At 59.7% G+C, this 22240-nt stretch carries 20 protein-coding genes, 2 tRNA genes, 1 other RNA gene and 1 pseudogene; 9 read left to right on the top strand and 15 right to left on the bottom strand.

The genetic code is table 11. The features are described from left to right. Positions 1 to 27 precede the first annotated feature (27 nt). Together NQ014_RS09625 and NQ014_RS09620 are read left to right on the top strand one after the other, a co-directional pair. Positions 28 to 1851: a CYTH and CHAD domain-containing protein gene (locus NQ014_RS09625; protein ID WP_257075047.1), complete on the top strand. Its 1824-nt coding sequence runs from the start codon at positions 28 to 30 to the stop codon at positions 1849 to 1851. Between the two features lie 226 nt (positions 1852 to 2077). Continuing rightward, a complete protein-coding gene (locus NQ014_RS09620; RefSeq protein ID WP_257075046.1) occupies positions 2078 to 2500 on the top strand; it encodes a DoxX family protein in 423 nt (140 codons plus the stop codon). A gap of 19 nt (positions 2501 to 2519) precedes the next feature. Here the strand turns inward: NQ014_RS09620 and NQ014_RS09615 are convergent, their stop codons facing one another. Beyond that, entirely contained in the window at positions 2520 to 2723 is a 204-nt protein-coding gene (locus NQ014_RS09615; RefSeq protein ID WP_016423068.1) for an SPOR domain-containing protein, read from the bottom strand. A 263-nt stretch (positions 2724 to 2986) separates the two neighbouring features. Here NQ014_RS09615 and NQ014_RS09610 point away from each other — a divergent pair, with 263 nt between their 5' ends. Beyond that, positions 2987 to 4150 carry a galactokinase family protein gene (locus tag NQ014_RS09610; protein ID WP_257075045.1) on the top strand — a complete coding sequence of 388 codons (1164 nt, stop codon included), beginning with the start codon at positions 2987 to 2989 and terminating at the stop codon, positions 4148 to 4150. Between the two features lie 11 nt (positions 4151 to 4161). Here NQ014_RS09610 and rnpB read toward each other — a convergent pair. From rnpB to cobC, 5 genes and pseudogenes are all read right to left on the bottom strand, one after another. Then, an RNA gene (rnpB, locus tag NQ014_RS09605) (RNase P RNA component class A) lies at positions 4162 to 4626 on the bottom strand. Between the two features lie 59 nt (positions 4627 to 4685). Further along, positions 4686 to 5351: pseudogene (locus tag NQ014_RS09600) on the bottom strand (histidine phosphatase family protein); the annotation flags it as partial. 24 nt (positions 5352 to 5375) lie between these two features. Beyond that, positions 5376 to 6119, bottom strand: coding sequence for a zinc ribbon domain-containing protein (locus NQ014_RS09595; protein WP_049189597.1), 744 nt, complete (start codon positions 6117 to 6119; stop codon positions 5376 to 5378). 5 nt (positions 6120 to 6124) lie between these two features. Beyond that, on the bottom strand, positions 6125 to 7312 hold the full coding sequence (locus NQ014_RS09590) for a Nif3-like dinuclear metal center hexameric protein (protein ID WP_257075040.1): 1188 nt from the start codon (positions 7310 to 7312) through the stop codon (positions 6125 to 6127). A 69-nt stretch (positions 7313 to 7381) separates the two neighbouring features. Further along, positions 7382 to 8515, bottom strand: coding sequence for an Rv2231c family pyridoxal phosphate-dependent protein CobC (gene cobC, locus NQ014_RS09585; RefSeq protein WP_257075038.1), 1134 nt, complete (start codon positions 8513 to 8515; stop codon positions 7382 to 7384). A gap of 35 nt (positions 8516 to 8550) precedes the next feature. On the opposite strand from cobC, the gene NQ014_RS09580 reads away from it, so the two are divergent. Together NQ014_RS09580 and NQ014_RS09575 are read left to right on the top strand one after the other, a co-directional pair. Further along, positions 8551 to 9231 (top strand): HAD hydrolase-like protein, encoded by a 681-nt coding sequence (locus tag NQ014_RS09580; protein ID WP_257075037.1) that lies wholly within the window; start codon positions 8551 to 8553, stop codon positions 9229 to 9231. Between the two features lie 68 nt (positions 9232 to 9299). Next, positions 9300 to 9803 (top strand): low molecular weight protein-tyrosine-phosphatase, encoded by a 504-nt coding sequence (locus NQ014_RS09575; RefSeq protein ID WP_370547223.1) that lies wholly within the window; start codon positions 9300 to 9302, stop codon positions 9801 to 9803. Here the strand turns inward: NQ014_RS09575 and NQ014_RS09570 are convergent. Then, positions 9800 to 10381, bottom strand: coding sequence for a GtrA family protein (locus NQ014_RS09570; protein ID WP_257075034.1), 582 nt, complete (start codon positions 10379 to 10381; stop codon positions 9800 to 9802). The genes NQ014_RS09575 and NQ014_RS09570 overlap by 4 nt on opposite strands. Before the next feature lie 136 nt (positions 10382 to 10517). Here NQ014_RS09570 and NQ014_RS09565 point away from each other — a divergent pair, with 136 nt between their 5' ends. Then, positions 10518 to 11504, top strand: coding sequence for an SURF1 family protein (locus NQ014_RS09565; protein ID WP_257075033.1), 987 nt, complete (start codon positions 10518 to 10520; stop codon positions 11502 to 11504). Here the strand turns inward: NQ014_RS09565 and NQ014_RS09560 are convergent. From NQ014_RS09560 to NQ014_RS09545, 4 genes are all read right to left on the bottom strand, one after another. Beyond that, entirely contained in the window at positions 11501 to 12460 is a 960-nt protein-coding gene (locus tag NQ014_RS09560) for a cobalamin biosynthesis protein (protein WP_257075030.1), read from the bottom strand. The genes NQ014_RS09565 and NQ014_RS09560 overlap by 4 nt on opposite strands. A gap of 1 nt (position 12461) precedes the next feature. Next, complete coding sequence (locus NQ014_RS09555; RefSeq protein WP_257075029.1) at positions 12462 to 12650, bottom strand: hypothetical protein; 189 nt, start codon at positions 12648 to 12650, stop codon at positions 12462 to 12464. A 72-nt stretch (positions 12651 to 12722) separates the two neighbouring features. After that, a tRNA-Val gene (locus tag NQ014_RS09550) sits at positions 12723 to 12794 on the bottom strand. Positions 12795 to 12917: 123 nt separating this feature from the next. Further along, on the bottom strand, positions 12918 to 13328 hold the full coding sequence (locus NQ014_RS09545; RefSeq protein ID WP_005511050.1) for a DUF3052 domain-containing protein: 411 nt from the start codon (positions 13326 to 13328) through the stop codon (positions 12918 to 12920). A 276-nt stretch (positions 13329 to 13604) separates the two neighbouring features. Between NQ014_RS09545 and aceE the strand changes: the two genes are divergently transcribed. Continuing rightward, a complete protein-coding gene (aceE, locus tag NQ014_RS09540) occupies positions 13605 to 16361 on the top strand; it encodes a pyruvate dehydrogenase (acetyl-transferring), homodimeric type (protein ID WP_257075027.1) in 2757 nt (918 codons plus the stop codon). After that, the gene (locus NQ014_RS09535; protein ID WP_257075026.1) at positions 16361 to 16726 is read left to right on the top strand and encodes an acyl carrier protein; all 366 of its coding nucleotides are present in this window, start codon (positions 16361 to 16363) and stop codon (positions 16724 to 16726) included. Before aceE ends, NQ014_RS09535 begins: the two co-directional genes overlap by 1 nt. Here the strand turns inward: NQ014_RS09535 and NQ014_RS09530 are convergent. The 4 genes from NQ014_RS09530 to NQ014_RS09515 form a co-directional block, all read right to left on the bottom strand. Next, on the bottom strand, positions 16702 to 17325 hold the full coding sequence (locus NQ014_RS09530) for a DUF3145 domain-containing protein (protein WP_257075025.1): 624 nt from the start codon (positions 17323 to 17325) through the stop codon (positions 16702 to 16704). The two genes, NQ014_RS09535 and NQ014_RS09530, sit on opposite strands and share 25 nt — an antisense overlap. Positions 17326 to 17592: 267 nt before the next feature. Then, positions 17593 to 18447: a serine hydrolase gene (locus tag NQ014_RS09525; RefSeq protein ID WP_257075024.1), complete on the bottom strand. Its 855-nt coding sequence runs from the start codon at positions 18445 to 18447 to the stop codon at positions 17593 to 17595. A gap of 10 nt (positions 18448 to 18457) precedes the next feature. Next, positions 18458 to 19840, bottom strand: coding sequence for a dicarboxylate/amino acid:cation symporter (locus tag NQ014_RS09520; RefSeq protein WP_257075022.1), 1383 nt, complete (start codon positions 19838 to 19840; stop codon positions 18458 to 18460). A 317-nt stretch (positions 19841 to 20157) separates the two neighbouring features. Continuing rightward, a complete protein-coding gene (locus NQ014_RS09515; protein WP_257075021.1) occupies positions 20158 to 21801 on the bottom strand; it encodes a DHA2 family efflux MFS transporter permease subunit in 1644 nt (547 codons plus the stop codon). A 282-nt stretch (positions 21802 to 22083) separates the two neighbouring features. On the opposite strand from NQ014_RS09515, the gene NQ014_RS09510 reads away from it, so the two are divergent. Beyond that, positions 22084 to 22160: transfer RNA gene (locus tag NQ014_RS09510), tRNA-Ile, on the top strand. Positions 22161 to 22240: the final 80 nt, after the last annotated feature.

Raw genomic sequence — 22240 nt, 5'->3', positions numbered from 1 at the left:
TTCGGTTCGGGGGTAGAATTAGTGGTTATGGCATCTAAGTCTGGTTCTAAGTCCAAAACTCCAACTGCGGCATTGGAGGTGGAATCTAAGTTCTCAGCTACCCCGGAAGTGGTAGCCCCATCGTTCGATTTCGTTCCACAGGTTGGCTCCACCACCACTGAGGTGCGAAATCTCTCCGCGATTTACCTGGACACGGCAGACCTGCGTCTGACCCGGTCCAAGCACACTCTGCGTCGCCGCACTGGCGGCCCCGATGAGGGTTGGCACCTGAAGGCGCCGGGCACCGGCGGTCGCCTCGAATATGGCGTTGGCCTGGCAGAGGGCTCTGTTAACGGTGAAGGCCGCGATGCTGACTACATCGTGCCTACCGAGTTGCTTGCCCCCGTCCGCGCAATTGTGCGCAATCACCCGCTGCAACCAATCGCGCAGGTAGACAATGAGCGCCACGTCACCACGGTGTTTGCCCTCGATGGCACACCCATGGCGGAGTTTGCGGATGATCACGTCACGGCGACTTCCTTCCTCGAAGGCGGCGAAACCACTACCTGGCGTGAGTGGGAGATTGAGCTTCTCGGGGATTGGGCAAATCACCCGGACGGCAAGGCCGTAATGGCAGCAATGTCCAAGGTCGCTGAGGTGGCTGGCGCCGTGCCGTCGGAAAGCCCTTCGAAGTTGGCGACGGCGTTGGGTGACTCCATCGACTCCGCTCCCCTGCCGCCGGTTCCAGCGAAGCTGCCGAAGGGTACTCCGGGACGCACTGTGGTCGATGCGCTGGCCGCTAACGTGGCCAAGATGGTCGAGTACGACCCGAAGGTACGCCGCGATGAGTTTGACTCGGTGCATCAGATGCGCGTCGCCACTCGTGAGCTGCGCAGTCATATGCAGACCTTCCACGGCATTGTTGTGGGCGATAAGGTCGCTGAGTTGGAGAGCAACCTCAAGCAGCTGGCGGGTGTTCTCGGCGTGGCTCGTGACGCTGAGGTCGTCGCTATGCGCTGGGAGGAGTTGCTGGCCAATCGCGAAAGCGCCGCTTTGGGCGAGGAGCTGCGTGCGAATCTCGTCGAAGATGTCCAGAAGGACTACGACCGCGCTCATCAGCGCGTCATTTTCGCACTCAATTCCAGCGAGTACCTGCAACTTCTCGACGATCTCGATGAGTTCCTCGCCAATCCGCCAATTGCCGCAAACGCGGACGAGGCCGAGGCTGGGGAAAAGAAGTCCAAGAAGAAGGACGAATCGCTTGTCGACGGCGCGGAGAACGCAGCCGCAGAGGATTCTTCGGCAGCCGACTCCGAGGTCGCGGCTGAGGCTGATACTGCAGCCGCCGATGCAGCATCTTCCACGACCCCAGATAAGGCCGAGCCGGAGAAGGTAGAGGCACCGAAGGAACTCGACACGACTGCGGTGCTGCTCGATCACCTGCGCAGCGCGTTTACGAAGTTCCGTCGTCGCCACAACCTGGTAGTCGATGGCCGCGAGGATGCTGATCTGCCAGAGGCAGATTTGGACGAGCGTTACCACGATGTCCGCAAGGCTGCGAAGAAGCTCCGCTACAGCGCGGAAGCTGCTCAGAACGCGGACCTGCCGACCGAGAAGCTCTACGCTGCTTGCAAGAACCTGCAGTCGGTTCTCGGTGACTTCCAGGACACCTGCACTGCGCGTGACTTCGTGCTGGCTCGCGCTAAGCGTGCCTCCCGTGCGGGCAGGGACACCTTCGGCTACGGCGTGCTTTACCAGATGGAGTACTACGACGGCCTGAAGGCCCTGGCTGAGTACGACGATGCCGTGGCAAAGGTTTTCAAGGCCTTCCGCAAGATGGAAAAGAAGATTAAGAAGGGCAAGAAGGCCTAGAGGCAAAGCCTTCTACACGCCCCGGTGCACCACCCCGAGATTGGTGTCACTGAAATAGTTTCATCCAGGTTTTCCATACTGTGCTGAGCTGCGCATTTCCTCATTCAGGTAATGCACAGCTCCTTTTTGTTGATATGCCCCCATTGACATAGGCAAATAGCCCCTCCTACCATCCTTTGAGTACCTGTCAACATCTGACTTTGAATACCTCAAAGGAGCTCACGCAATGCCCTCTACCGTCCGCGATATCATCGGCCTTTTGTCGCGTCTCTCACTGGCGCTCGTACTTTTCGCACACGGCTACCAGAAAATGTTCACCTTCGGCATGGACGCAGCCGGACAATCCTTCGCAGAGATGGGTGTTCCGGCACCGGAACTGGCGGCGTGGGTCGCCACCCTCATTGAGCTAATCGGTGCAATTTTCATCGCGCTCGGCCTTTTCCAGACTGTCGTCGGCACACTGGTCGCACTCAACCTTCTCGGCGCAGTCTTCCTGGTTCACATCTCCAACGGTGTTTTCGTCAGCGATGGCGGCTACGAGCTGGCACTGATTATCGCGGCATTGGCTGCGATGATTGCAGCATTCGGCTCCGGACGCTTTGCGCTTGACCACGTCATCTCCAAGAACAGGAACACCTCTACTAAGTAGACCGCAAGCGCGTAGAGACTTATTTCTCAGCTACGCCCCAGTCATCATCTTCTTCATCCCAGTCGTCGGCCGCCTTGTTGCGCTCGGCGACTTTTTCCATGGCAGCGCGGGCTTCCTCTTCGGAATCGTAGGGGCCCATTCGGTCGTCCCAACCTGTTTTCTTCCCCTGAAACACCGTGCCCGTCGACGGCTGGTAGTACCACTTACTACTGTTGTCGCTCACGATTCTTCTCCTCTTCCACATCGAGAACATGTCGAGTTATCAAGCGGTTCTGCCACCGCCAACTACGCCTATAAGCAAACTTGCAGAGAGGCAACCATTTGCCTGCCATGTGCGCTGCGGCGACTTAAAATCCCAGTATATAGGTTTGTCACTGTCCCCCGACCCGGGTATTATCGACGGAATTGTTCACCTTAGAACACAAGCGTTGAACGCGAACACTGCACACCAGCACTATGAGTCCGATCTCTGGAGAGGTTTCACCCATGCCCGCCGCACCCGCTGTCGTAAACGACGTCTTCGATGCCGTCGGTTCTAATTCTTCAGTTGCATACGCCCCGGGTTCCATCAACCTGTTGGGTGAGGACTGCGCGTCCTCCGGCGGCATGCTCCTAGCCACCGCCATTCCGGCCTATGCTGCGGTCGGTATCGAGGAAATCGACGAGCAGCAGCTCATTGTCGTGTACAAGCGCGAAACTACCAAGATGGATTTCCCGGATAGCGTCCCCGCCGCTTTTTCTCAGGTGCCGACCGCTGTCGCGGCTGCCATCGTCGCATTACAGCACTCGCTGCATCTCGTTCCGCGCAACAGCAACGGCCTGAAGGTCACCATTGCCTCCACTATCGCGCCAGGTCGCGGTTTTGGGGAAATTCCGGCAATTCAGTGTGCCCTCGCACTGGCTCTCAATGCGCGTTTTGGCGACCGCGATGATGTGCCCACCCGCACGCGTATTGCCACCGCTGTCCACGAGACCATGGTGCAGATTAAGGGACAGTCGTGGCCGCTGTACCCCTACACCACGGCGCTGCGCAGTCGCCCGGACAGCCTGCTGTGCATCAACCACTCCGATGAGGCAGTCACGCAGACAGCGTTCCCGCAGTCGTTGGCGCTGACTGTCGCTTACTCCCCCGATGTCACCGGCGGTTCGCCCGACGAGGAGCGCTACGAGTTCTTCCAGCAGGCCTGCGCCGCTTTTGGCGTGCCGAGTCTCGCTAGCCTCCCCGACTCACAGGAGCGGGTCGCGGACTGGGTGCGTGCTCGTCACGAGGTGCATCCGGACGACGAAGACATCCCCACCATTGGCCGTGCCATTCAGTGGCTTGACGAAGCCGACGCATCCTCCGACCGTGCCCGCGCAGTAATCGGCCACATCCGTCACAGCGATATTCAAGCAGCCATCGCAGGGGTTTCGCGCGATGTCAGTGAGCGTGGCTCCGCGCCGTCGGCAAGCTCTGTACTGGGGCAGATTGCCGAGCTGACCGACACCATCGACTGCGAGAAGATTGCCCGTTGTGCGCCGTGCCCGGGTGCATCGCTGGTGATGTGGTCCCACGTCGACGATGCCGATCGGATTGCCTCCGCGCTTAACGACGGCGGTTCCGAGACCATCCGTGTGGAGAACACTGCGGCCGGCGCGGTGGTCGAGTAGAAAAGCTTGTGTGAACGAGTCGGCCTATGAGCCGGATTCTGTCCCTCGGCGCTCCTTTCGGAAAGCGCCGGGTGGCGATCATCCATCTCGGTCTGCCATTGCTGACAGCCTGAAGCAGCACACCCGCGAGTATCGGACGGGCAGCCCTCAAACACTCGCGCACGCGCACGACGAAGCATGCGCGATTTTGCCTTGCTCCTGGTGGGGTTTACCTAGCCGGTGCAATCACTTGCCCCGCTGGTGCGCTCTTACCGCACCTTTTCACCCTCACCGGATCTCCACAGCTTCATGTCAAAGACATCGGCTGTGCGCCCGGCGGTCTATTTTCTGTGGCACTATTCCCGCAGGTCACCCTGGGTTGCTGTTAGCAACCACCATGCCCAGTGGAGTCCGGACTTTCCTCGACAGCGGCCTGGACACACTCTGTAAAAGAGGCGTCCGGTTCCGTTAACTGCCGCGATCACCCGGCCGGCTCGCTCGAATGGTTAGTGTACCCGCCACAACTGCAATTCAAATAACCCGCCGTGCTCGGCTGCTAACCACGCAGGTAGCTGGTGTCGTTAATCAGCCGCACTGATGTCGGCCCATCTGCGTAGAACTCTGCGATGGAGAGGCTGGCCAGGTCCAAGTGCAGGCGAGTGAAGATTTCAAAGCCGCAGCCGAGCCCCTGGCGCAGCAGCGACTTGATTGGCGTGACATGGCTGACTACCAGCACATCCGAGGCACCGAATTGTTGAGCGATGCGCTCACGCGCGACGCTCACTCGGCTATCGACCGTGCGGAAATCCTCCCCCTCCGGTGGCGCCACGGTCGGGTCCGCAAGCCAGGAACTGTGCAGCTCAGGGGTGGCGTTGTGAGCCTCGGAGAAAGTCATGCCCTCCCACTGCCCAAAGTCGGTCTCGCGCAGATCCTCTTCAACGTGGATGTCCAGCCCGAGCGCTTTGGCTGCCGCCTCTGCTGTCTGCTGTGCACGACGCTGTGGAGAGGCCACAATCGCCGAGAAACTCATGCTGCCGCTATCGGCCAGCGCCGCCAGATGACGTGCTGCCGCTTCCGCTTGCTGCCTGCCCACCTCTGTCAGGTCGGGGTTCGAACGACTTCCCGAGTACTCCCGGCGAATCGACATTGGCGACTGCCCATGGCGCAGCAGCACCAACCGCGTGGGGTCGGTAGTCGCCCCCGTCCAGCCCGGCGCGCTATCGCGCTTGTCTGCAGCCTGGCTCATCTACTTGCCCTTCACCGCTCCCAGCGTTTCCGCACGCACAATCATCGCGCCACATTCAGGACAAAACGTCACTTCTTCCGGCGCAAGCGTGGTGAATTCATGCACGGTTCCGACATCGAGCTCCATGAAGCAGGAACCGCAGGTGCGTCCGTTTAAGCGGGCAACGGGGATCCCGTTGGCAAGCGCTAGACGACGGTAAAGCTTGGCTGCCGAACCATCAATGAGTTTGTCAGCCTCTTCGATTCGGGTCTCAGCGATGGAAATGCGCGCAATGAGGTCAACCTCGGCGTCGTTAAGCCTTTGCTTGGCGGCGACGATGTCATCGTGCGCCTCGTCGGCGTCGTATTCGTGCTCAGCGTCGACCTGATAGGCCTCCTGCATGCGCTCGTACTGCTGGAGTTCCTGTTCAGCGCGTTCGCGGCGGCGCTTGGTGGAGCGCAGGTCGTGCTCGAGGTCACGGCGCGTGGATGCGTCTTCTGCGGCACCGAGCGACAGACGATCAGCCTTTTCGCGAGCCTTCAGCTTGTTGATGTCCGATTCCAGCTTGGCAATATCGCGGCCGATATCGGAGGCGCTGAGCTTGGAGCGCGCTGCCTCACTGGCCTGACGGCTGTGCTTTTTGCGCAGCTCCTGCAACTCGGCACGCTCGGGCAGAACGTTCTGGCGGGCGGTGAGCCCATCCAACAGAGTTTGGTTCTCCGCCTTTTCCAACATCGCAACTTGGATTTGTGGACTAAGCCTCATGGTCTTCACTTCCTTGCCTGTGTCGACGATTCTGCCACTGTCCAGGGATCGGTGCGCACCTCAAGGACCTCGGTCGCGACCCCAAGCCTCTCGGCCAGCATGTCTGCGGCCTGGTAGCACCAGGGGAACTCGCTGGCCCAGTGAGCCGTGTCCACCACGCAGAAGTCCGCGGTCCGCAGTGTCTCATCGACAGGATGATGCCGCAGGTCAGAGGTAACGAACGCATCGACGCCCATTTTCGCCACAGTGTCCAGGAAAGAGTCGCCTGAACCCGATGCGACGGCAACCGTGTGAATCATCCGCTCCGGATCGCCTGCGCCACGGACGCCCCATGCCGTTGCGGGCAGGCGCTCAGCCACGCGGGCGACGAAGTCCTTAAATGGCATCGGCGTATCCAGCGTGCCCACTCGCCCAATGCCCACGGCCTGCTGCGGATCCAAGCCGGTAGCCTGATTGTCCACAATGTCGAATGCCGGCTCCTCATACGGATGCGCTGCAACGAGAGCCTTAACAATCGCCGCACGCATGGACCGTGGCGCGACCATCTCCAGGCGCACTTCCTCGACATACTCAACCTGCCCCTCGGCACCGATGAAAGGATTTGCCCCGCTCAGCGGGCGGAACTGGCCGCGGCCGTTAATGCGAAACGCACAGCTGTCGTAGTCGCCGATAGTGCCCGCGCCCGCCTCAAACATGGCTTGCGCGACCTTATCGACGTGATCTGCCGGAACCTTCACCGTCCAGGTATCCAAGCCGGGAGCCGGCTGCGGAGCTAGCGGCGCACCCGGTTCAACTCCGAGCACCGTGGCCAACTGGTCGTTGACACCCGGTCGGGCGCTGTCAGCGTTGGTGTGCGCTGCGAAGAGAGCCACACCTGCCCGAATCAGCTTATGAATAATCCGACCCTTCGGTGTATCCGCCGCCACGGAATTCACACCGCGCAGAAGCAGCGGATGGTGCACAACGAGCATCTGAGCACCGGAGGCAATCGCGCGATCTGCGACCTCGTCAGTGCAGTCCAGCGCCAACGCGATGCGACGCACCTCATCCTGCGGGTCACCGCAAATCAGGCCAACTTTATCCCAGCTCTCCGCCAGTGCCGGTGGGTAGGCCGTGTCCATCGCCGCACGCACGTCGGCAACGGTCACCACCGTGTTATTGCCCTCGGCACGGGTCTGCGCAGAGTCCGTCATACATCCATCCCTTCAACATGCATTTCTCTCCAGCTTCTCTTCCAGCGTAGTGAACTCTGCCCCACCCCATCAGTTCTGCGACAGCAAATCCGCTACTTCCGCAACAAGCCGCCGCACACTCGTCTCGTCCCGCACAGCCAGCCGCCACCACGAACCGTCCAAACCGGCGAAGGTGTCACAACGTCGCACGGCTATTCCACGCTCTGCAAGATCCTGTCGCAAACGCTCATGCTTGACGACGTCAACCTCCGCAGCACCCTGCCCATTGTGAGAGCTCCGGTCACCTCCCGGATGTGCCAGGACAAAGGGAGCCTCGGAATCCAACACTTGCCAGCCGGCGGCCACTAACAGCTGTGTCATAGCCTCGCGCTGCTGACCAATCTCAGCGCGGATTTGTGGCAACAGCTCTGCCTCGCGCTGCGCGATTGCCGCCATAGCGGTAAGTTGCAGCGTGCCCAGTGGCCAGTGCGGACGCCGTCGCGCCAGCTGTGCCAGGAGCTCCGGGTGACCGAGTGCGTAACCACAGCGCAGGCCTGCGATTGCCCAGGTCTTAGTCATACTGCGGAAAACGATGACATTATCGGGGATTCGGTTCGCTTCCCCCGGCCTGCAATCGGCTAGCGAGCACCGCCGAATAATCTCACCACCGGCGACGTCCATAAACGCCTCATCCACGACCAGGATCCCACAACGGCTGGCGAGCCCCCGCAGATCATCCGCTGAATGAGCAACGCCGGTGGGGTTGGTCGGATTGCCGATGATGACCATCCGGCCTTCAAGCTGCTGGGAATGCGGGAAGGATGCGTTCTCGTGAACGTCGGCAAGCGTAGGCATGAGTGTGTACGGCGACGGCAGTACCAGCGAATCCACCTCGACTCCTGCGGCGAGGAACGCGGCTTCGGGTTCGGTGAACTGCGGCTGGACGATTGTGGCGGGCAAGCGCAGGTGTGGCAAGAGCGAGAAGCCCTCGGCGACGCCGTGAAGAAGCAGTACCTCGTCGGCGCTGCGATTGTGGTTGGCGGCGATGGAGGCACGGACGTCGGCATCGAGCTGCGCAGACGGATACGCGGCAAGTTCTCCGAGGGAGGTGGCCAGCGAGTCCTGCAACCACTGGGGTGTGGTGCCGTGAACATTGACGGCAAAGTCCAGGTCAGCGCCATGGGCGGCCTGGTCGCCGTGATAGCGCAGCGGGTCGTCTAACATGCCATCCAGCCTAATGACCTTTTAGGATGAACAATATGTCCACTGGCCATCGCCCCACTGTCCTTATTGATGTCGACGGCACCATCGCCGATTCTCTCCCCGCAATCGCACATGGATTTCGCCTTGCATTGGAGGCAATTGACCACCCACTTCCGCCTGAGAGCTTTATCAACACGATTCCCGGGCCGCCAATGGTGGAAACACTCGCATCTCTCGGGCTTTCCGACGAACAAGTCGACCGAGCCTTCGCCGTGTACATGGAGCATCAACGCGCCGGTGGTTGGCAGCGTGCCGAGATGTTTCCCGGCTGGCCGGAGCTCCTGCGCGATTGGCGGGAAGCAGGCGTACAGCTGGCCACTGCGACTTCCAAGGGCGAGTACTTCGCCCGCAAGACCCTGGACAATTTCGGGCTTCTCGCCGCCTTTGATTTCATCGGCGCCGCCAGCGACGACGGCTCACGACAGACAAAGACTGAGGTCATTGAGTACACGCTCATGGAGTTGGGCATTGAAACCGATGAAGCAGTGCGCCCGTGTGGTTCGGTCGTAATGGTCGGCGATCGCATCCATGATTTTGAGGGCGCCGCACAGTTCGGCATCCCCGCCATCGCTGTTAAATGGGGCTACGGCTCGGAATCTGAGTGGGCATCGGCTGCCGCATTGGCGTCGTCGCCTGGGAACCTGAATCGTGTTGTTCGGGAAATGTTGTATCTTTAAGACTCGTCAACGATTAGTGACAATCCTATTTTTATTTTCCGAGAAGTTTGGTTTTGCCTATTATGCTTATGAACTCGTCGCATCGTACTGAGTCCGTGTACGTCGTGTTTGTCTGCTCCGGAAATATCTGCCGCTCCCCCATGGCTGAAATCATCGTCCGTGACGCAGTTGAAGCCAATGCGCTTGCCGACGATGTCCTGCTCGCCTCCTGCGGAATCGGCGGCTGGCATGTCGGCGAACCCGCCGACGAGCGGGCACAAGCCGAGCTAGAAAATGCTGGATACGATCCGAACCACACCGCGGCACAGCTGGGCGATGAACACATGGATGCAACGCTTTTCATCGCCATGGATGAATCGCACATCAATGGTCTACTCCGCGCTGGCGTGCCAAAAGAAAAGATTCGCCTGCTGCGTTCCTTCGACCCGGCATCCCCGAAGGGCGCCGTCGTGGCCGATCCCTACTACGGCGGCCCGGAGGGATTCGTCCGCACTCGAAACGAAATTGAGGCCGCGACGCCGGGTATCATCGCATGGTTGCGTGAGACTCTGGCGCTGGCCTCTGAGCGTTAAGGTTTCAAAACAACCTTTTCTTTTGTTTTATTGGCATTGCCCCGGTTTCGGAACGCCCAAATCTTATTCAAGATGAAGTTAGCGGGCGTACCCAGGATGACGCCGATGAGGTTTGCCCAGTAGAGGCGGTTTCTAAAGCCGGTGGAGTCGTCGAAAATGTCCACCGGCAGTGCCAGCGGCGAGGTGGGGTTAGTCAGCAGCGTGATGACAACCAGGTTCACAATCAGCGCTGAGATACCTGCAAATAAAAACGGGAAGAACTGTCTAAACCAGTTCGGGCGATTGTCAGTTCGGAAAGTCCAGGACCGGTTGAGCTGGAAGTTCCAGATGTTAGCCACGACAAACGCCAGAGTTGCATAGACGTGGGAGTAACGGATATTCCACCGCGTTCCGAACAGGTTCATAAACACGTCGTGCTCATTGGTGCCCAGACTGAGGCCCAACTTGCGGGCAATAATCACGACAATCAGGTTGACAACCACACCTGTGCCGCCGACCAGACCGAACTTGATGAACTGGCGCGAGACTGTGCTGAAGCGACGTGAAGGCGAAGATTTCGCTGTTTGCGTGCCCACCACGACACCTCTCTTTCCATCTATCCCCGGGTAGATTCCCCGTCAAATACGCTCAAACAACTTTACCCGAAGTTCACTCAATCTCCGCACCGCCAACCACCAGCCGCTCGAGTGCCATCCACACCACCGGGTAAGCTCAATGAATGTGTTTAAGAATGTGCGCCAGTTTCTGACCCCTGGATGGGTTCTCACTGCCATTGTCGCCATTGCGTTTTCCTATCTCGCATTTACTGTTCTGGCTCCGTGGCAGTTGGGGAAGAACACCGCGACGCAGCATCGCAATCAGCAGCTTGAGCACTCATTCGAGCTCGACCCCGTAGATGTCAATGAGCTAATGCCCAAGGGCAAAGGGTTCGTCGAGGGCAACGAATGGCGTCGCGTTACCGCCACCGGGTCCTTCCTGCCGGATACCCGCGTACTATTGCGTAACCGCCCAGTCAATGGCGCTCCCGCCGTTCAGGTACTCGATGTCTTCGTCGCTAACAATGGCGAAAACTACCTGGTCAACCGTGGCTTTGTACGCCCGACAGACTCCAGCACCCCCGATGTTGAGCCAGCCCCGAAGGGCACCTTGACTATCTCGGCCTTTACCCGCCGAAACGAGATTCCCGCCGAGACCGCTCCAATCCCCGGCACCCCGCCGCAGGTCTACGGACTCAATACCAAGGAAGTGTCCGAGCTAGTCGACACCGAACTCAACCCCGATTGGCTTCAGCTCTCGGACAAATCCGATGCCGTCATCGAGGCCATCCCGCTGCCCACTCTGGAGTCCGGCCCTTACCTCTCCTACGGCATTCAGTGGATCTTCTTCGGCGCTCTTGTGCCGCTGGCCGTCGTCTGGTTCATTCGCGCTGAAATCGTCGAGCGCAGACGAGACCGCGCGGAGCAAGAGGAGATGGCTAAGAACCTTCGCGATGCCGAAGCCGCGGAACCAGTAGATGACGCTGATGACACCGAGGACGCGGCACCCGAATCGGACGACGACGCCACTCCGACTCCTCCGCCGGCTAAGTCCGAAGAGGATCGCGCCGCCGAGCTGCACCGCCAGCGCATGGCGCAACGCTACGGCAACACTGGCCACCGCGCCGCAGGTTACCGCGACAACCGATACGACGAGCGTTTCTAACTCTCAGCTCGCGCTTTCACGCGCCGGATACATCCGGCGATTACTGCTGCTCCGGCGCAGCTGAGCGCAACAATGTTTTGTACTCGTTTGCTCAGCTCAGCCGCACGCCGCACATCCGCCACCGCAGGCCTCCGACCACTGCCAAGCACCGGGCGCATCTCGACTCCGCTGGGATACACCGTCGCGCCGCCCAGCTGCAGCCCCAGCGCGCCTGCAGCGCTTGCCTCCACGACGCCTGCGTTCGGACTTGGGTGGTTGCTGGCGTCTCGTCGCCACGCTGCCAATGCTTGACGACGGTCCGGACCTGCAACCACAGTTGCGACAGCTGTAAGTCTCGCGGGCAAGAACCCGGCGACGTCGTCAAGCCGTGCACTAGCCCACCCAAACTGGCGATAGCGAGCGTTGCGGTACCCCACCATCGCGTCGAGGGTATTGGCCGCTCGATGAGCGACCACACCAGGAGCGCCTGCGATGGCACCCCACATGAGCGTGCCGGTGACTGCGTCGGAGGTGTTTTCGGCGAGCGATTCAACGGTGGCTCGGGCGATGCCATCAGCGTCGAGGGCTTCCGGATCACGCGAGCACAGCCACGGCACTAGCGCACGAGCGGCATCGATGTCACCAGAGGTGAGTCGGTCGGCCATGCGTTCGCCAGTACGGCGAAGAGTGGTGCCGCCAAGCGACACCCACGTGATAGCAGCCAGAGTGAGGCTCGGAGCGACTGTGCTGATTGCGGCGGTAAACGCTACCGGTGTGGCCACTGCGATGGTGGTGAAAGCTATCCCGCGCGCTTTGGAGTCGGCGTAGATTCGGCGCTCAAGCTTGCTGACAGCCTGCCCGTAAAGGGCCACCGGATGGTGATTGGTGGGATCTGCGAAAATGCGGTCAAGTGCATACCCCACAGCGATCGCCGCACCGCGCCGACAGAGATGTCGGCTCCTGGCATGTGTACGCAATCTAATCAAACTGTCCCCGTAGAACGGCTACGACATCGAGCGGCTCGCCCGCATTTGCAGCCTTGACCATTGCTTTACCGGTGGCCGCGTCAATCATCGGTTGACTATCTCCGCCGATTGCGTAGGCGGGAGCGTCCGCGAGCAGAGATCCGATAAAAACAATGGTGGCAAGCGATTTTGTAAAACGCACAGACCGGGAGTTTAGCACAAACAAAAATCCGCCCGGATTCTCCATTACAAGAATCCGGGCGGATTATGTCTGTGCGGCGAGAGGGTTTCGAACCCCCGACCGCTGGTGTGTAAAACCAGAGCTCTACCGCTGAGCTATCGCCGCGCTGCTGCGAAACTTTAACACACGGCAAACATAGATTGCCAATTGCGCACTACATACAGCGTTTATGCAGATTATTTCAATAGCTCGGCTAGTAGCCGATTCAAACGGGACAGCGAAAGCCGGCTAGCTAGAGCGCTGCACCAGGCAATTGCCCTGCCAATCCCCCAGACGAAGCGCCGAGGTGTTGGAGAAACCAGCCAGCTGTGCGGACTCATCAATCACGCCAGGATCAATGGCGCCCGGCTGACCAGCGCCTGGCGTGAGCAGCCAAACGCGGCCTTCATCCTCCAAAGGGCGGGAAGCATCCACAAGACCATCGACCAAGTCGCCGTCTTCTTCACGCCACCACAGCAATACGACGTCGACAACCTCATCCGTGTCTTCGTCGAGCAGGTCTGCATCCAGGAAATTCTCGACCGACTCGCTGATTGCTGAGTCACAGTCTGTATCCCAGCCAACCTCCTGGACTAGCTGACCTTCCTTGATGCCGAGCCTGCTCGCATATTCATGAGCAGCGCCTGTGGCGTTGACCACTTCCCTTTTCCTCCTCTAGAAAAAATATTCAGCTCGATTTTTCGAACTATGTGGAGAAATTTTACCGCTCAAATACATTTTTCACAGCTGCAAAATAAGAATTTCCCCAAAAAGGTGCAGTTTTCGCGGTGTTCTTCGCAATGTTCGTCGTAAAGCCGAGCGGATTATTCGGTGAAAGCGTGTGTAAGAGACGGCTAGGGGCACAACAAACGATTCAGACGTAGAGTGGAGAAAAATTACCTTTGCCTTTCCTTCAGGGACTGAAAGGAGCTCACAATGTCCGATACCTCTTCAGGTACGCCACAAGCCCACTCTGATGAGTCAAACTTTGCCCTTATCCGTGATGGGGTCGCCTCCTATCTCACGGATGCAGATCCTGAAGAGACCAAGGAGTGGCTTGAGTCTCTCGACGGCCTGTTAGAAGAGGCAGGTCCGGAGCGCGCACGCTTCCTCATGCTGCGGCTTCTGGAACGTGCCACGGCAAAGCGCGTGGCTCTACCGCCGCTGACCTCGACAGACCTCGTCAACACCATCCCAACTGAGATGGAGCCGGAATTCCCAGGCGATGAGGACATTGAGCGCCGCTATCGCAAGTGGATCCGCTGGAATGCGGCAATTATGGTCCATCGCGCACAGCGTCCGGGTATCGGCGTGGGCGGACATATCTCCACCTATGCGGGCGCCGCACCGCTTTACGAGGTCGGTTTTAACCACTTCTTCCGCGGCAAGGACCACCCAGGCGGCGGTGACCACGTCTTCTTCCAGGGCCACGCTTCGCCGGGTATGTATGCCCGCGCGTTCCTAGAGGGGCGTCTGACCGAAGAGGACCTCGACGGTTTCCGCCAGGAGGTCTCCCTCGGCGAGGGCAATGGCCTTCCCTCCTACCCGCACCCGCATGGCATGCCGGAGTTCTGGGAGTTCCCGACGGTGTCGATGGGACTTGGCCCACTCAACGCGATCTACCAGGCCCGCTTTAACCGCTACCTTCACGACCGCGGGATCAAGGACACCTCACAGCAGCACGTTTGGGCCTTCCTCGGTGACGGCGAAATGGACGAGCCGGAATCCCGTGGCGCCATTCAGCATGCGGCGCTGAACAACCTGGATAACCTGACATTCGTCATTAACTGCAACCTGCAACGCCTGGACGGTCCGGTGCGCGGTAACACCAGCATCATCCAGGAGCTGGAGTCGTTCTTCCGCGGCGCTGGTTGGAATGTCATCAAGGTCGTTTGGGGCCGTGAATGGGACGAGCTCTTCGCTAAGGACAAGGACGGCGCACTAGTCGACCTGATGAATAAGTTCTGCGATGGCGATTACCAAACGCTGAAGGCTAACGACGGCGCTTGGGTGCGAGAGCACTTCTTCAACCGTGACCCGCGCACTGCCAAGCTGGTCGAGGACATGACCGACGAGGAGATTTGGAACCTCCGTCGCGGCGGCCACGACTACCGCAAGATTTACGCTGCCTACAAGAAGGCCTTGGAGACCAAGGACCAGCCGACTGTCATTCTGGCGCACACGGTTAAGGGCTATGGCCTTGGCCACAACTTCGAGGGCCGCAACGCGACCCACCAAATGAAGAAGCTGACGCTCGATGATCTGAAGCTCTTCCGCGATAACCAGCGCATTCCAATTTCCGACGAGGAGCTGGAGAAGGATCCATACCTGCCGCCGTACTACAACCCGGGCCCGGAGTCCGAGGAAGTGCAGTACATGCTGGAGCGCCGCAAGGAACTCGGCGGTTTCGTGCCGGAGCGCCGCACTAGCTACGAGCCTCTGACGGTGCCAAAACCCGAAAGCCTGAAGAACATACTCAAGGGATCAGGTAAGCAGAAGGTCGCCACCACTATGGCGACGGTGCGTGTTTTCAGGGACCTGATGCGCGATAAGGATCTCAAGGACCGCTTCGTGCCTATCATCCCTGATGAGGCCCGCACTTTCGGTATGGACTCCTGGTTCCCGACGCTGAAGATCTACAACCCGCACGGCCAGAACTACACCCCGGTCGACCATGAGCTGATGCTGTCCTACAAGGAAGCGAAGGACGGCCAGATTCTGCACGAGGGCATTTCCGAGGCGGGCTCTGTGGGGTCGTTTACCGCTGTCGGCTCGGCGTACGCCACCCATGGCGTGGCCATGATTCCGCTCTACATCTTCTACTCGATGTTCGGTTTCCAGCGCACGGCTGACTCCATCTGGGCTGCCGGTGACCAAATGTCCCGCGGCTTCCTACTCGGCGCTACCGCCGGTCGCACGACGCTGACAGGTGAAGGCCTGCAGCACATGGACGGTCACTCCCAGCTGCTGGCAGCTACGAACCCGTCCGTGGTCTCCTACGACCCAGCATTCGGCTACGAGATTGCTTACATCGTCTGCGACGGTATCGACCGCATGTATGGTCCGGAGCGCGGCGAAGATGTCATCTACTACCTGACTATCTACAATGAGCCGACTTCGCAGCCGGCTGTCCCGGAAGACCTCGATGTCGAAGGGCTGCTTGGCGGTATCTACCGCTTCCGCAAGGCTGAGGGCGACAAGCACGTCAACCTGCTGGCTTCCGGCATTGGCATGCAGGAGGCGCTGCGCGCCGCGGACATCCTGGAAGACTACGGCGTGGCTTCCTCGATTTACTCGGTGACCTCGTGGAATGAGCTGGCTCGTGATGGACACGAGCGTGACACTGAGCGTCTACACAACCCGGCTGAAGAGGTCGAGGACGCCTTCGTTACCCGCCAGCTGTCCGACACCGATGGGCCGTTCATCGCAGTGACTGATTTCCAGCGTGCGGTCCCGGAGCAGATTCGCAAGTGGGTGCCTGGTGATTACACTGTTCTCGGCACCGACGGCTACGGCTTCTCGGATACCCGTCCGGCCGCTCGCCGTTACTTCAACTCCGACGGCGAGTCAGTCGCTGTTGCGGCCCTGGCCGCACTGGCACGCGCTGGCAAGCTCGACAAGAGTGTCGCCCAGGAAGCAGCCGAAGAGCTGCAGATTACCGATCCAACCGCAACCACTCAGGACGCTGAATAATGACCTCTAGCCTTGGAGATCAGCTCAGCGCCCTACTGGGCACACAGGTCACCGGCGCCGGTGACGCTGACGATGCCTCACCTAATGCAGCGAACGCGGGCTCGAAGAAGGGTTCCGCCGACGCTGACCTGCCCGCAGGTCTTCACGGCGAGGTCGCGGCAATCGTCAAAAAGATGGCTAACGACGAGGTGGAGTCCTTAGAGCTCTCCACCCCACTGGCCGACTACGGCTTTGACCGCTTGAGCGTCGTAGAGTTGGCTGTCCGCTGTGAGGAAGAGTTGGGAGTCCGCATTGAGGACGAGGACATTTCCTCGTTTAAGACCCTTGGCGATGTAGTTGATTACATTGCCGCCCGGCGCGGGTAGAGCTGCAGCACGTTAGCTGCCTCTACCCCACCGAGGTCTGCGTTGCCAGCGGTCAAGTTGCCGCTGGCGCTGTCGGACCCGGCAGGGGTGGACGTCGTAAAGCATTCTTCGGGGGCGTAGCCCGCCGTCATCATGCGCATCGGCTCTAACACGCGGTCCCACGGCCCGCCGACGGCCGCGTCAAGGGCGCCTGCGATGTCGCCGCCGCGCGCCATGATGGAACGCAGTGCGTCTTCGTTGACCACGATGTTTCCGGCGGCATCGGTCTGTCCGGCGAAAGTCCCCAGCTGCGGGGTATGGCAGTAGCGCATACCGTCGATGGCGTAGCCGTCATCATCCACGGCTGGGTCTTGCGCCAGCTCGAAATAGAGGCGCGGCCACCTAGCCAGGTTGTCCACCAGTGTGGCGATGGTGTCAGCACTTGCAGTGAAAGGCACCTCGGCGCACAAAGTGGCATCCTGGTCGGTCGCACGCCAAATATCCCGGCCTGGCTTAGTGCCATCGGGCATGCTGAGTCGGGCCAGCGCCCACGTGATGTGTGGTTGCAGCGGCCCTGGCATGCTGTGAATCCACAGGACGCCTGAAAGTTGGGTGCGCATAGACGAAGGTCCTCGGAAAAGTTGCGGTCAATTGGTGTAAGACGAGATTCGTCTTCCCCTACGAACTCATCCAACGACACTTGCCACACTGCAGAAAAAGCACTGCGGTAAAACAACACTTCTGAGGTTTGCGTTGCACGTGTTTATGATTGTTATTTCCGAGACGGCTGCTGGCAACCCTCAAGTTGTCCTTAATCCCCCAGATGTGATTTAGCGCTGAGACGAAAAATCGGCGCCGCAAGCGACGCCGACTTAGCTCATATTCCCTTAATCTTCAGCGTGTTCTTCCAGTTCACGCCATAGTTCATCGTTGAAGTCAGTCCACAGCGGCTTGGCCCATTCGCCGAAATCTCGGTCGGTCAAGGCGATTGCCGCCCGCCCGGTTGGACGATGCAGCCACAGGAATGTGCCCGCCTGCCCGAAGTGGCCTGCGGCATCCTTGGGCATCGAGGCACCGAACCACAGCCCCAGCTTGGAATCGGGGTGTCCGAAGATCTCAAAGCCCAGGCCCCAATCGGCCGGACGTTGCATACCATAGCCCGGCACCACACCATTGAGGCCCGGGAACTGCACGGTCAACGCTTCGGTCACGGTTTCGGGATGCAGCAGAGTCGGGGTGAAGATCTCATCGACGAAGGCCATGAGATTAGCGACGCTGCTACGCGCGCCATGCCCTGCCGAGCCATCCAGCACGGAGTCTGCCATCCCCAGCGGCTCAAACACAGCCTGGCGCAGGTATTCACTAAACGGCATCTCTGCCTCCGCAGCGATGGCATCGGCGATGATGTCAAAGCCTGCGGAGGAGTAAATGCGCCGCTCCCCTGGTTCTTTTTCCAGCTCGCGGCTGGCAAACCCCACCCCGCCGGCGTGCGCCAGAAGGTGACGCACCGTCGCGCCGTGACCGGGTGGTGTGAGCTCTTGGTCGAGCTCTACCGCACCCTCTTCGACGGCCACAAGCATGCCCACAACGGCCAGCAACTTGGTCACGCTGGCGAGCTCAAAAACGCGACCGCTATCACCGTGGGTGTGCCAACTGCCATCGTCGGCACGCACGGCAGCCGCGACGGTGTCGACTGGCCACTGGTCAACTTGCGCAAGAACAGAGGGCTTCCAAGAAGTCATGTCCTCAAGACTACGCAAGCGCGGCGGGCATGGACTTTTCGGCGGACTCGGACTTCTCAGCAGGCGCGTCTGCAGACTCGTCGTCCGACTCGTCAGCTGGCGACAGGTCGGCGTTGGCGCTGGCGTCCCACTCGTCCTTGTCCCAGATTCCCGCACGCTTTGCGACGACCAACGGGACCACGGCCTGACCGGTGACGTTCACCGCAGTGCGGCCCATATCCACGATCGGCTCGACAGCCAGCAGGAGGCCGACGCCGGCGAGTGGCAGGCCAAGTGTCGACAGAGTCAGGGTCAGCATGACAGTAGCGCCGGTGGTGCCAGCAGTTGCAGCCGAACCAATCACGGAGACGAAGATGATGAGCAGGTAGTCCGTGAAATCCAGCGGCACTCCGTAGAACTGCGACACGAAGATAGCTGCGATAGCCGGGTAAATGGCAGCGCAGCCGTCCATCTTCGTGGTGGCGCCCAGCGGCACTGCGAAGGAGGCGTACTCATCCGGTACTGCCAGACGACGGGAGACAACGCGCTCAGTGACCGGCATGACGCCCATAGACGAACGGGTGAAGAAGCCGAGCGAGGTCACTGGCCAGACGCGACGGAAGAAGTCGATTGGGCTAATGCCATGAATCTTCAGCACAACTGGGTACACAACTGCGATAACCAGGAACAGGCCAATGTAGATGGCAATGGCGAACTTGCCCAGACTGCCGAGTGCCTCCCAACCGTACTCAGCGACAGCATGGCCGATCAGAGCCGCAGTACCGATTGGTGCCAGACGGATGACCCACCACAGCACCTTCTGCACGATGGTCAAAAGAGAGCCGGAGAACTCGATGAATGGCTCAGCCTTCGGTCCGACCTTCACCGCGGCGACACCGAAGACAATCGCGATGACCAGCAGCTGCAGGACGTTGAAGTTCAGCGAGCCGGATACTGCACCGTCAGATTCGCTGATTTTCACGCCAAGGCCGAGGAAGTTCTGCGGGACAATGCTCTGCAGGAATCCCCACCAGGAGCCGACGGAACTCGGCTCTTGAGCTGCCGAGGCATCCACGCCAGAGTTGACACCTGGCTTGATGACCAAGCCCAGCACGATGGCGATAACCACCGATACAAAGGACGTAATGGCAAACCAAATCAGTGTCGAAACAGCCAGCTTGGCTGCACCTGCGACCTGACGCAGGTTGGCAATCGACACCACGACTGCGGTGACCACCAGCGGCGGGATCAGCAGCTTTAGCAGCGTGACGTAGGTACTGCCGACCTCGTCCAGCGCTGTGCGCAGCGAGGAGTCATCGCCAGTACTGCGGGCCATGAAGCCCAAAATGAGACCAATAATCAGGCCATAGACAACTTGGGCACCGAAGCCGGTCGCCCATTTAAATTTATTCACTTTTCCTCCTGGAGTTTTATTTCTCTGAAAACACTTGTGCCGCGCCTTATGCCGTCTGACAAATGCGCGCGACGGGATCCGAGGCCGCTGAGCTCAGCCTCGAAAAGACAGGCGCAGCGAGGCGGAAGCCCCGAAGTGTTTAGCGACAGGAGGAAGTGGAGATTCGGCCGTAATCGAGCCAACGCCGCTTTGTGAGCATTTTCATGTTGGTCATTTCTATCTAGCAAGTCCGGTTAAGAGACAAACGATAAGACTGCCACGATTGATGTTGTGACACCAATTTCCAACACGGCCCCTCACCCGAATATTCCACATCGCTAATTCGATTTCTCAGCCTGCCTGCGCAACTGCAGTACCTTCAGCGAGCAGAGGAAGCCAATAGTCAACGCGCCGACAGCGGAATACAGCGCAAACTGCGTGGCATGTGCAAACGCATTTGTCAGCGGCACCAACACACCGTCGGGAGCACCCTGCGCACGCAGACCAATCAGCATCGAGCCAGCGGAATCCTTCAGCCCCTGCCCCATCTGCTCCAGGCCCGGCGACAGCTTCGCGATCTCACGATCCAGCCCAATCGTCAGCGCCATGCCACCGAGCGCAGCACCGAGCGCCGAACCAATCTGCCGAATTGTCGACTGCGTTGCCGATGCCTGCCCCGACAGCCGCACCGGAATATCGCCAAGCACCAACGAGGTCAGCTGCGCCGAAGCCAAACCAAGACCCAGACCGTAGACAATCAATGCAAACACAACCAGCCACAGCGGCAGGTCAACGCGCTCTTCCGCCGCCAACTGCAACGAACCGAAGACCTCGAGCCCCAGCCCCACAATTACCACACCGGCCGGGGTAATCCGAGCCGCCAAATGACGCGCCATGGCACCTGCGAAGAACGCACCGAGAGCCATCGCTGCCAGAACCAGACCGGTTGCAATCGTCGATAAGCCAATCGCCGACACCAAGTAGAGCGGCAGCACGAAGACCAGCGCGAACTCCCCCACCGCGACGAGCATCGCCGTGGTATTCCCCCAGCTGAACGTGGCGTAGGAGAACATCGACACGTCCAACAGCGCAGGATCCGCGTTCTTCCGACGACGGTTTTCCCACAGCACGAAGGCGACAAGCACCACCGCACCAACCAAGAGCGTGACGACGGGTGCGGAGGGAAAAGCAAACCCGATCTTGGCGCCCTGAATGATGCCGAAGACCACGGCACCAAAGCCAATTCCAGACAGCACCAGCCCCAGGACATCGAAGCCACCAGCGCCATTGGCATCGCCTGCGGTGTTCGGTACCCAGCGCAGAGCAAGGACGAAAAGCACAACTGCGATGGGCACATTGACCCAGAAAATAGCTTCCCAACCAGCGAATTGAGTGAGCACGCCGCCTAGGAGCGGGCCGACTGCTGCCGCACCTGACATGACCGCACCCCAGATGCCGAATGCGGTGGCACGATCTTTGTCACGAAACAGCGCGTTGACGCTGGAGAGTGTGGACGGCAGAATGCACGCACCACCAATGCCCTGGATGACGCGGGCAATGACCAATGGCACCAATGAGGTGGAATGTGCCGCCACGATGGAACCGACCGTGAAGATAACTAGACCGACGAGGAAAAGCGTTCGCCGGCCGAAGCGGTCGCCAGCACGTCCGGAAGTTAGGAGCAATGCAGCAAAGACGACGGAATAGATTGTGGTAATCCACTGCGCGCCCACGATGTCGAGGCCCAGCTCCGAAATGATGGTCGGCAATGAAACACCGACGATGGTGCCGTCGAGGACAATCATGCCGAGGCCAACCGCGAGCACGAGCAAACCCCACCAGCGCTGTGGCGAGGCCGCAAACTCAGCAATCTGATCCTCGTTGGCGATTGCCGTGACGGTGGTGCCCTTCGCTTTCGCTGTGGCACCGGTTTGTGCGTCGGCTGTGACGTCGGCGCTGCTCAAGGAAGGTTTTGTACTCATAGGACTAATGCTAGAAGTGTCCAAACACTGATTCATCAACCGAAAGTCGTAACTTTGCGGAAAGCTCAGCTCCGTTGAGCACGGGGAGCCACTTTGCTTCATCGCGCTCCGGAGATGAGGTCATTGGGAACGCGGGACAGCTTCATTAGTCCTGTATAACTGCACCTGGAACCGCTGGGTATAGGGCTTTTATCACCCCACAGTGGCAGATTGCTATGATGCTATGAGGTTTTGGGCACTGGTTTAGAGCGCTTAATTGCCACTTCACAGTGCCCGATCCTTGCCCCTATAGCTCAGTCGGTTAGAGCAGAGGACTCATAATCCTTTTGTCGCAGGTTCGAGCCCTGCTGGGGGCACCACGCCCGAAATTTCACGCTGGAGTGTCATAGACAGTGAGGACAAATCGCCAGTCACTACCCCCGCGTAGTGACGCAGCGTT

The sequence above is a fragment of the Corynebacterium sp. 5QC2CO genome (assembly GCF_024580435.1).
Classification (GTDB): Bacteria; Actinomycetota; Actinomycetes; order Mycobacteriales; family Mycobacteriaceae; genus Corynebacterium; species Corynebacterium jeikeium_D.
Note: the sequence above shows the minus strand (reverse complement) of the source record. Positions and strands in the feature narration are given on the sequence as shown.

Excerpts from the sequence above, each read along its gene's own strand:
- NQ014_RS09625 (WP_257075047.1), top strand. The coding sequence starts at position 28 with ATGGCATCTAAGTCTGGTTCTAAGTCCAAAACTCCAACTGCGGCATTG.
- NQ014_RS09620 (WP_257075046.1), top strand. The coding sequence starts at position 2,078 with ATGCCCTCTACCGTCCGCGATATCATCGGCCTTTTGTCGCGTCTCTCA.
- NQ014_RS09610 (WP_257075045.1), top strand. The coding sequence starts at position 2,987 with ATGCCCGCCGCACCCGCTGTCGTAAACGACGTCTTCGATGCCGTCGGT.
- NQ014_RS09595 (WP_049189597.1), bottom strand. The coding sequence starts at position 6,119 with ATGAGGCTTAGTCCACAAATCCAAGTTGCGATGTTGGAAAAGGCGGAG.
- NQ014_RS09590 (WP_257075040.1), bottom strand. The coding sequence starts at position 7,312 with ATGACGGACTCTGCGCAGACCCGTGCCGAGGGCAATAACACGGTGGTG.
- cobC (WP_257075038.1), bottom strand. The coding sequence starts at position 8,515 with ATGTTAGACGACCCGCTGCGCTATCACGGCGACCAGGCCGCCCATGGC.
- NQ014_RS09580 (WP_257075037.1), top strand. The coding sequence starts at position 8,551 with ATGTCCACTGGCCATCGCCCCACTGTCCTTATTGATGTCGACGGCACC.
- NQ014_RS09575 (WP_370547223.1), top strand. The coding sequence starts at position 9,300 with ATGAACTCGTCGCATCGTACTGAGTCCGTGTACGTCGTGTTTGTCTGC.
- NQ014_RS09565 (WP_257075033.1), top strand. The coding sequence starts at position 10,518 with ATGAATGTGTTTAAGAATGTGCGCCAGTTTCTGACCCCTGGATGGGTT.
- aceE (WP_257075027.1), top strand. The coding sequence starts at position 13,605 with ATGTCCGATACCTCTTCAGGTACGCCACAAGCCCACTCTGATGAGTCA.
- NQ014_RS09535 (WP_257075026.1), top strand. The coding sequence starts at position 16,361 with ATGACCTCTAGCCTTGGAGATCAGCTCAGCGCCCTACTGGGCACACAG.
- NQ014_RS09530 (WP_257075025.1), bottom strand. The coding sequence starts at position 17,325 with ATGCGCACCCAACTTTCAGGCGTCCTGTGGATTCACAGCATGCCAGGG.
- NQ014_RS09525 (WP_257075024.1), bottom strand. The coding sequence starts at position 18,447 with ATGACTTCTTGGAAGCCCTCTGTTCTTGCGCAAGTTGACCAGTGGCCA.
- NQ014_RS09515 (WP_257075021.1), bottom strand. The coding sequence starts at position 21,801 with ATGAGTACAAAACCTTCCTTGAGCAGCGCCGACGTCACAGCCGACGCA.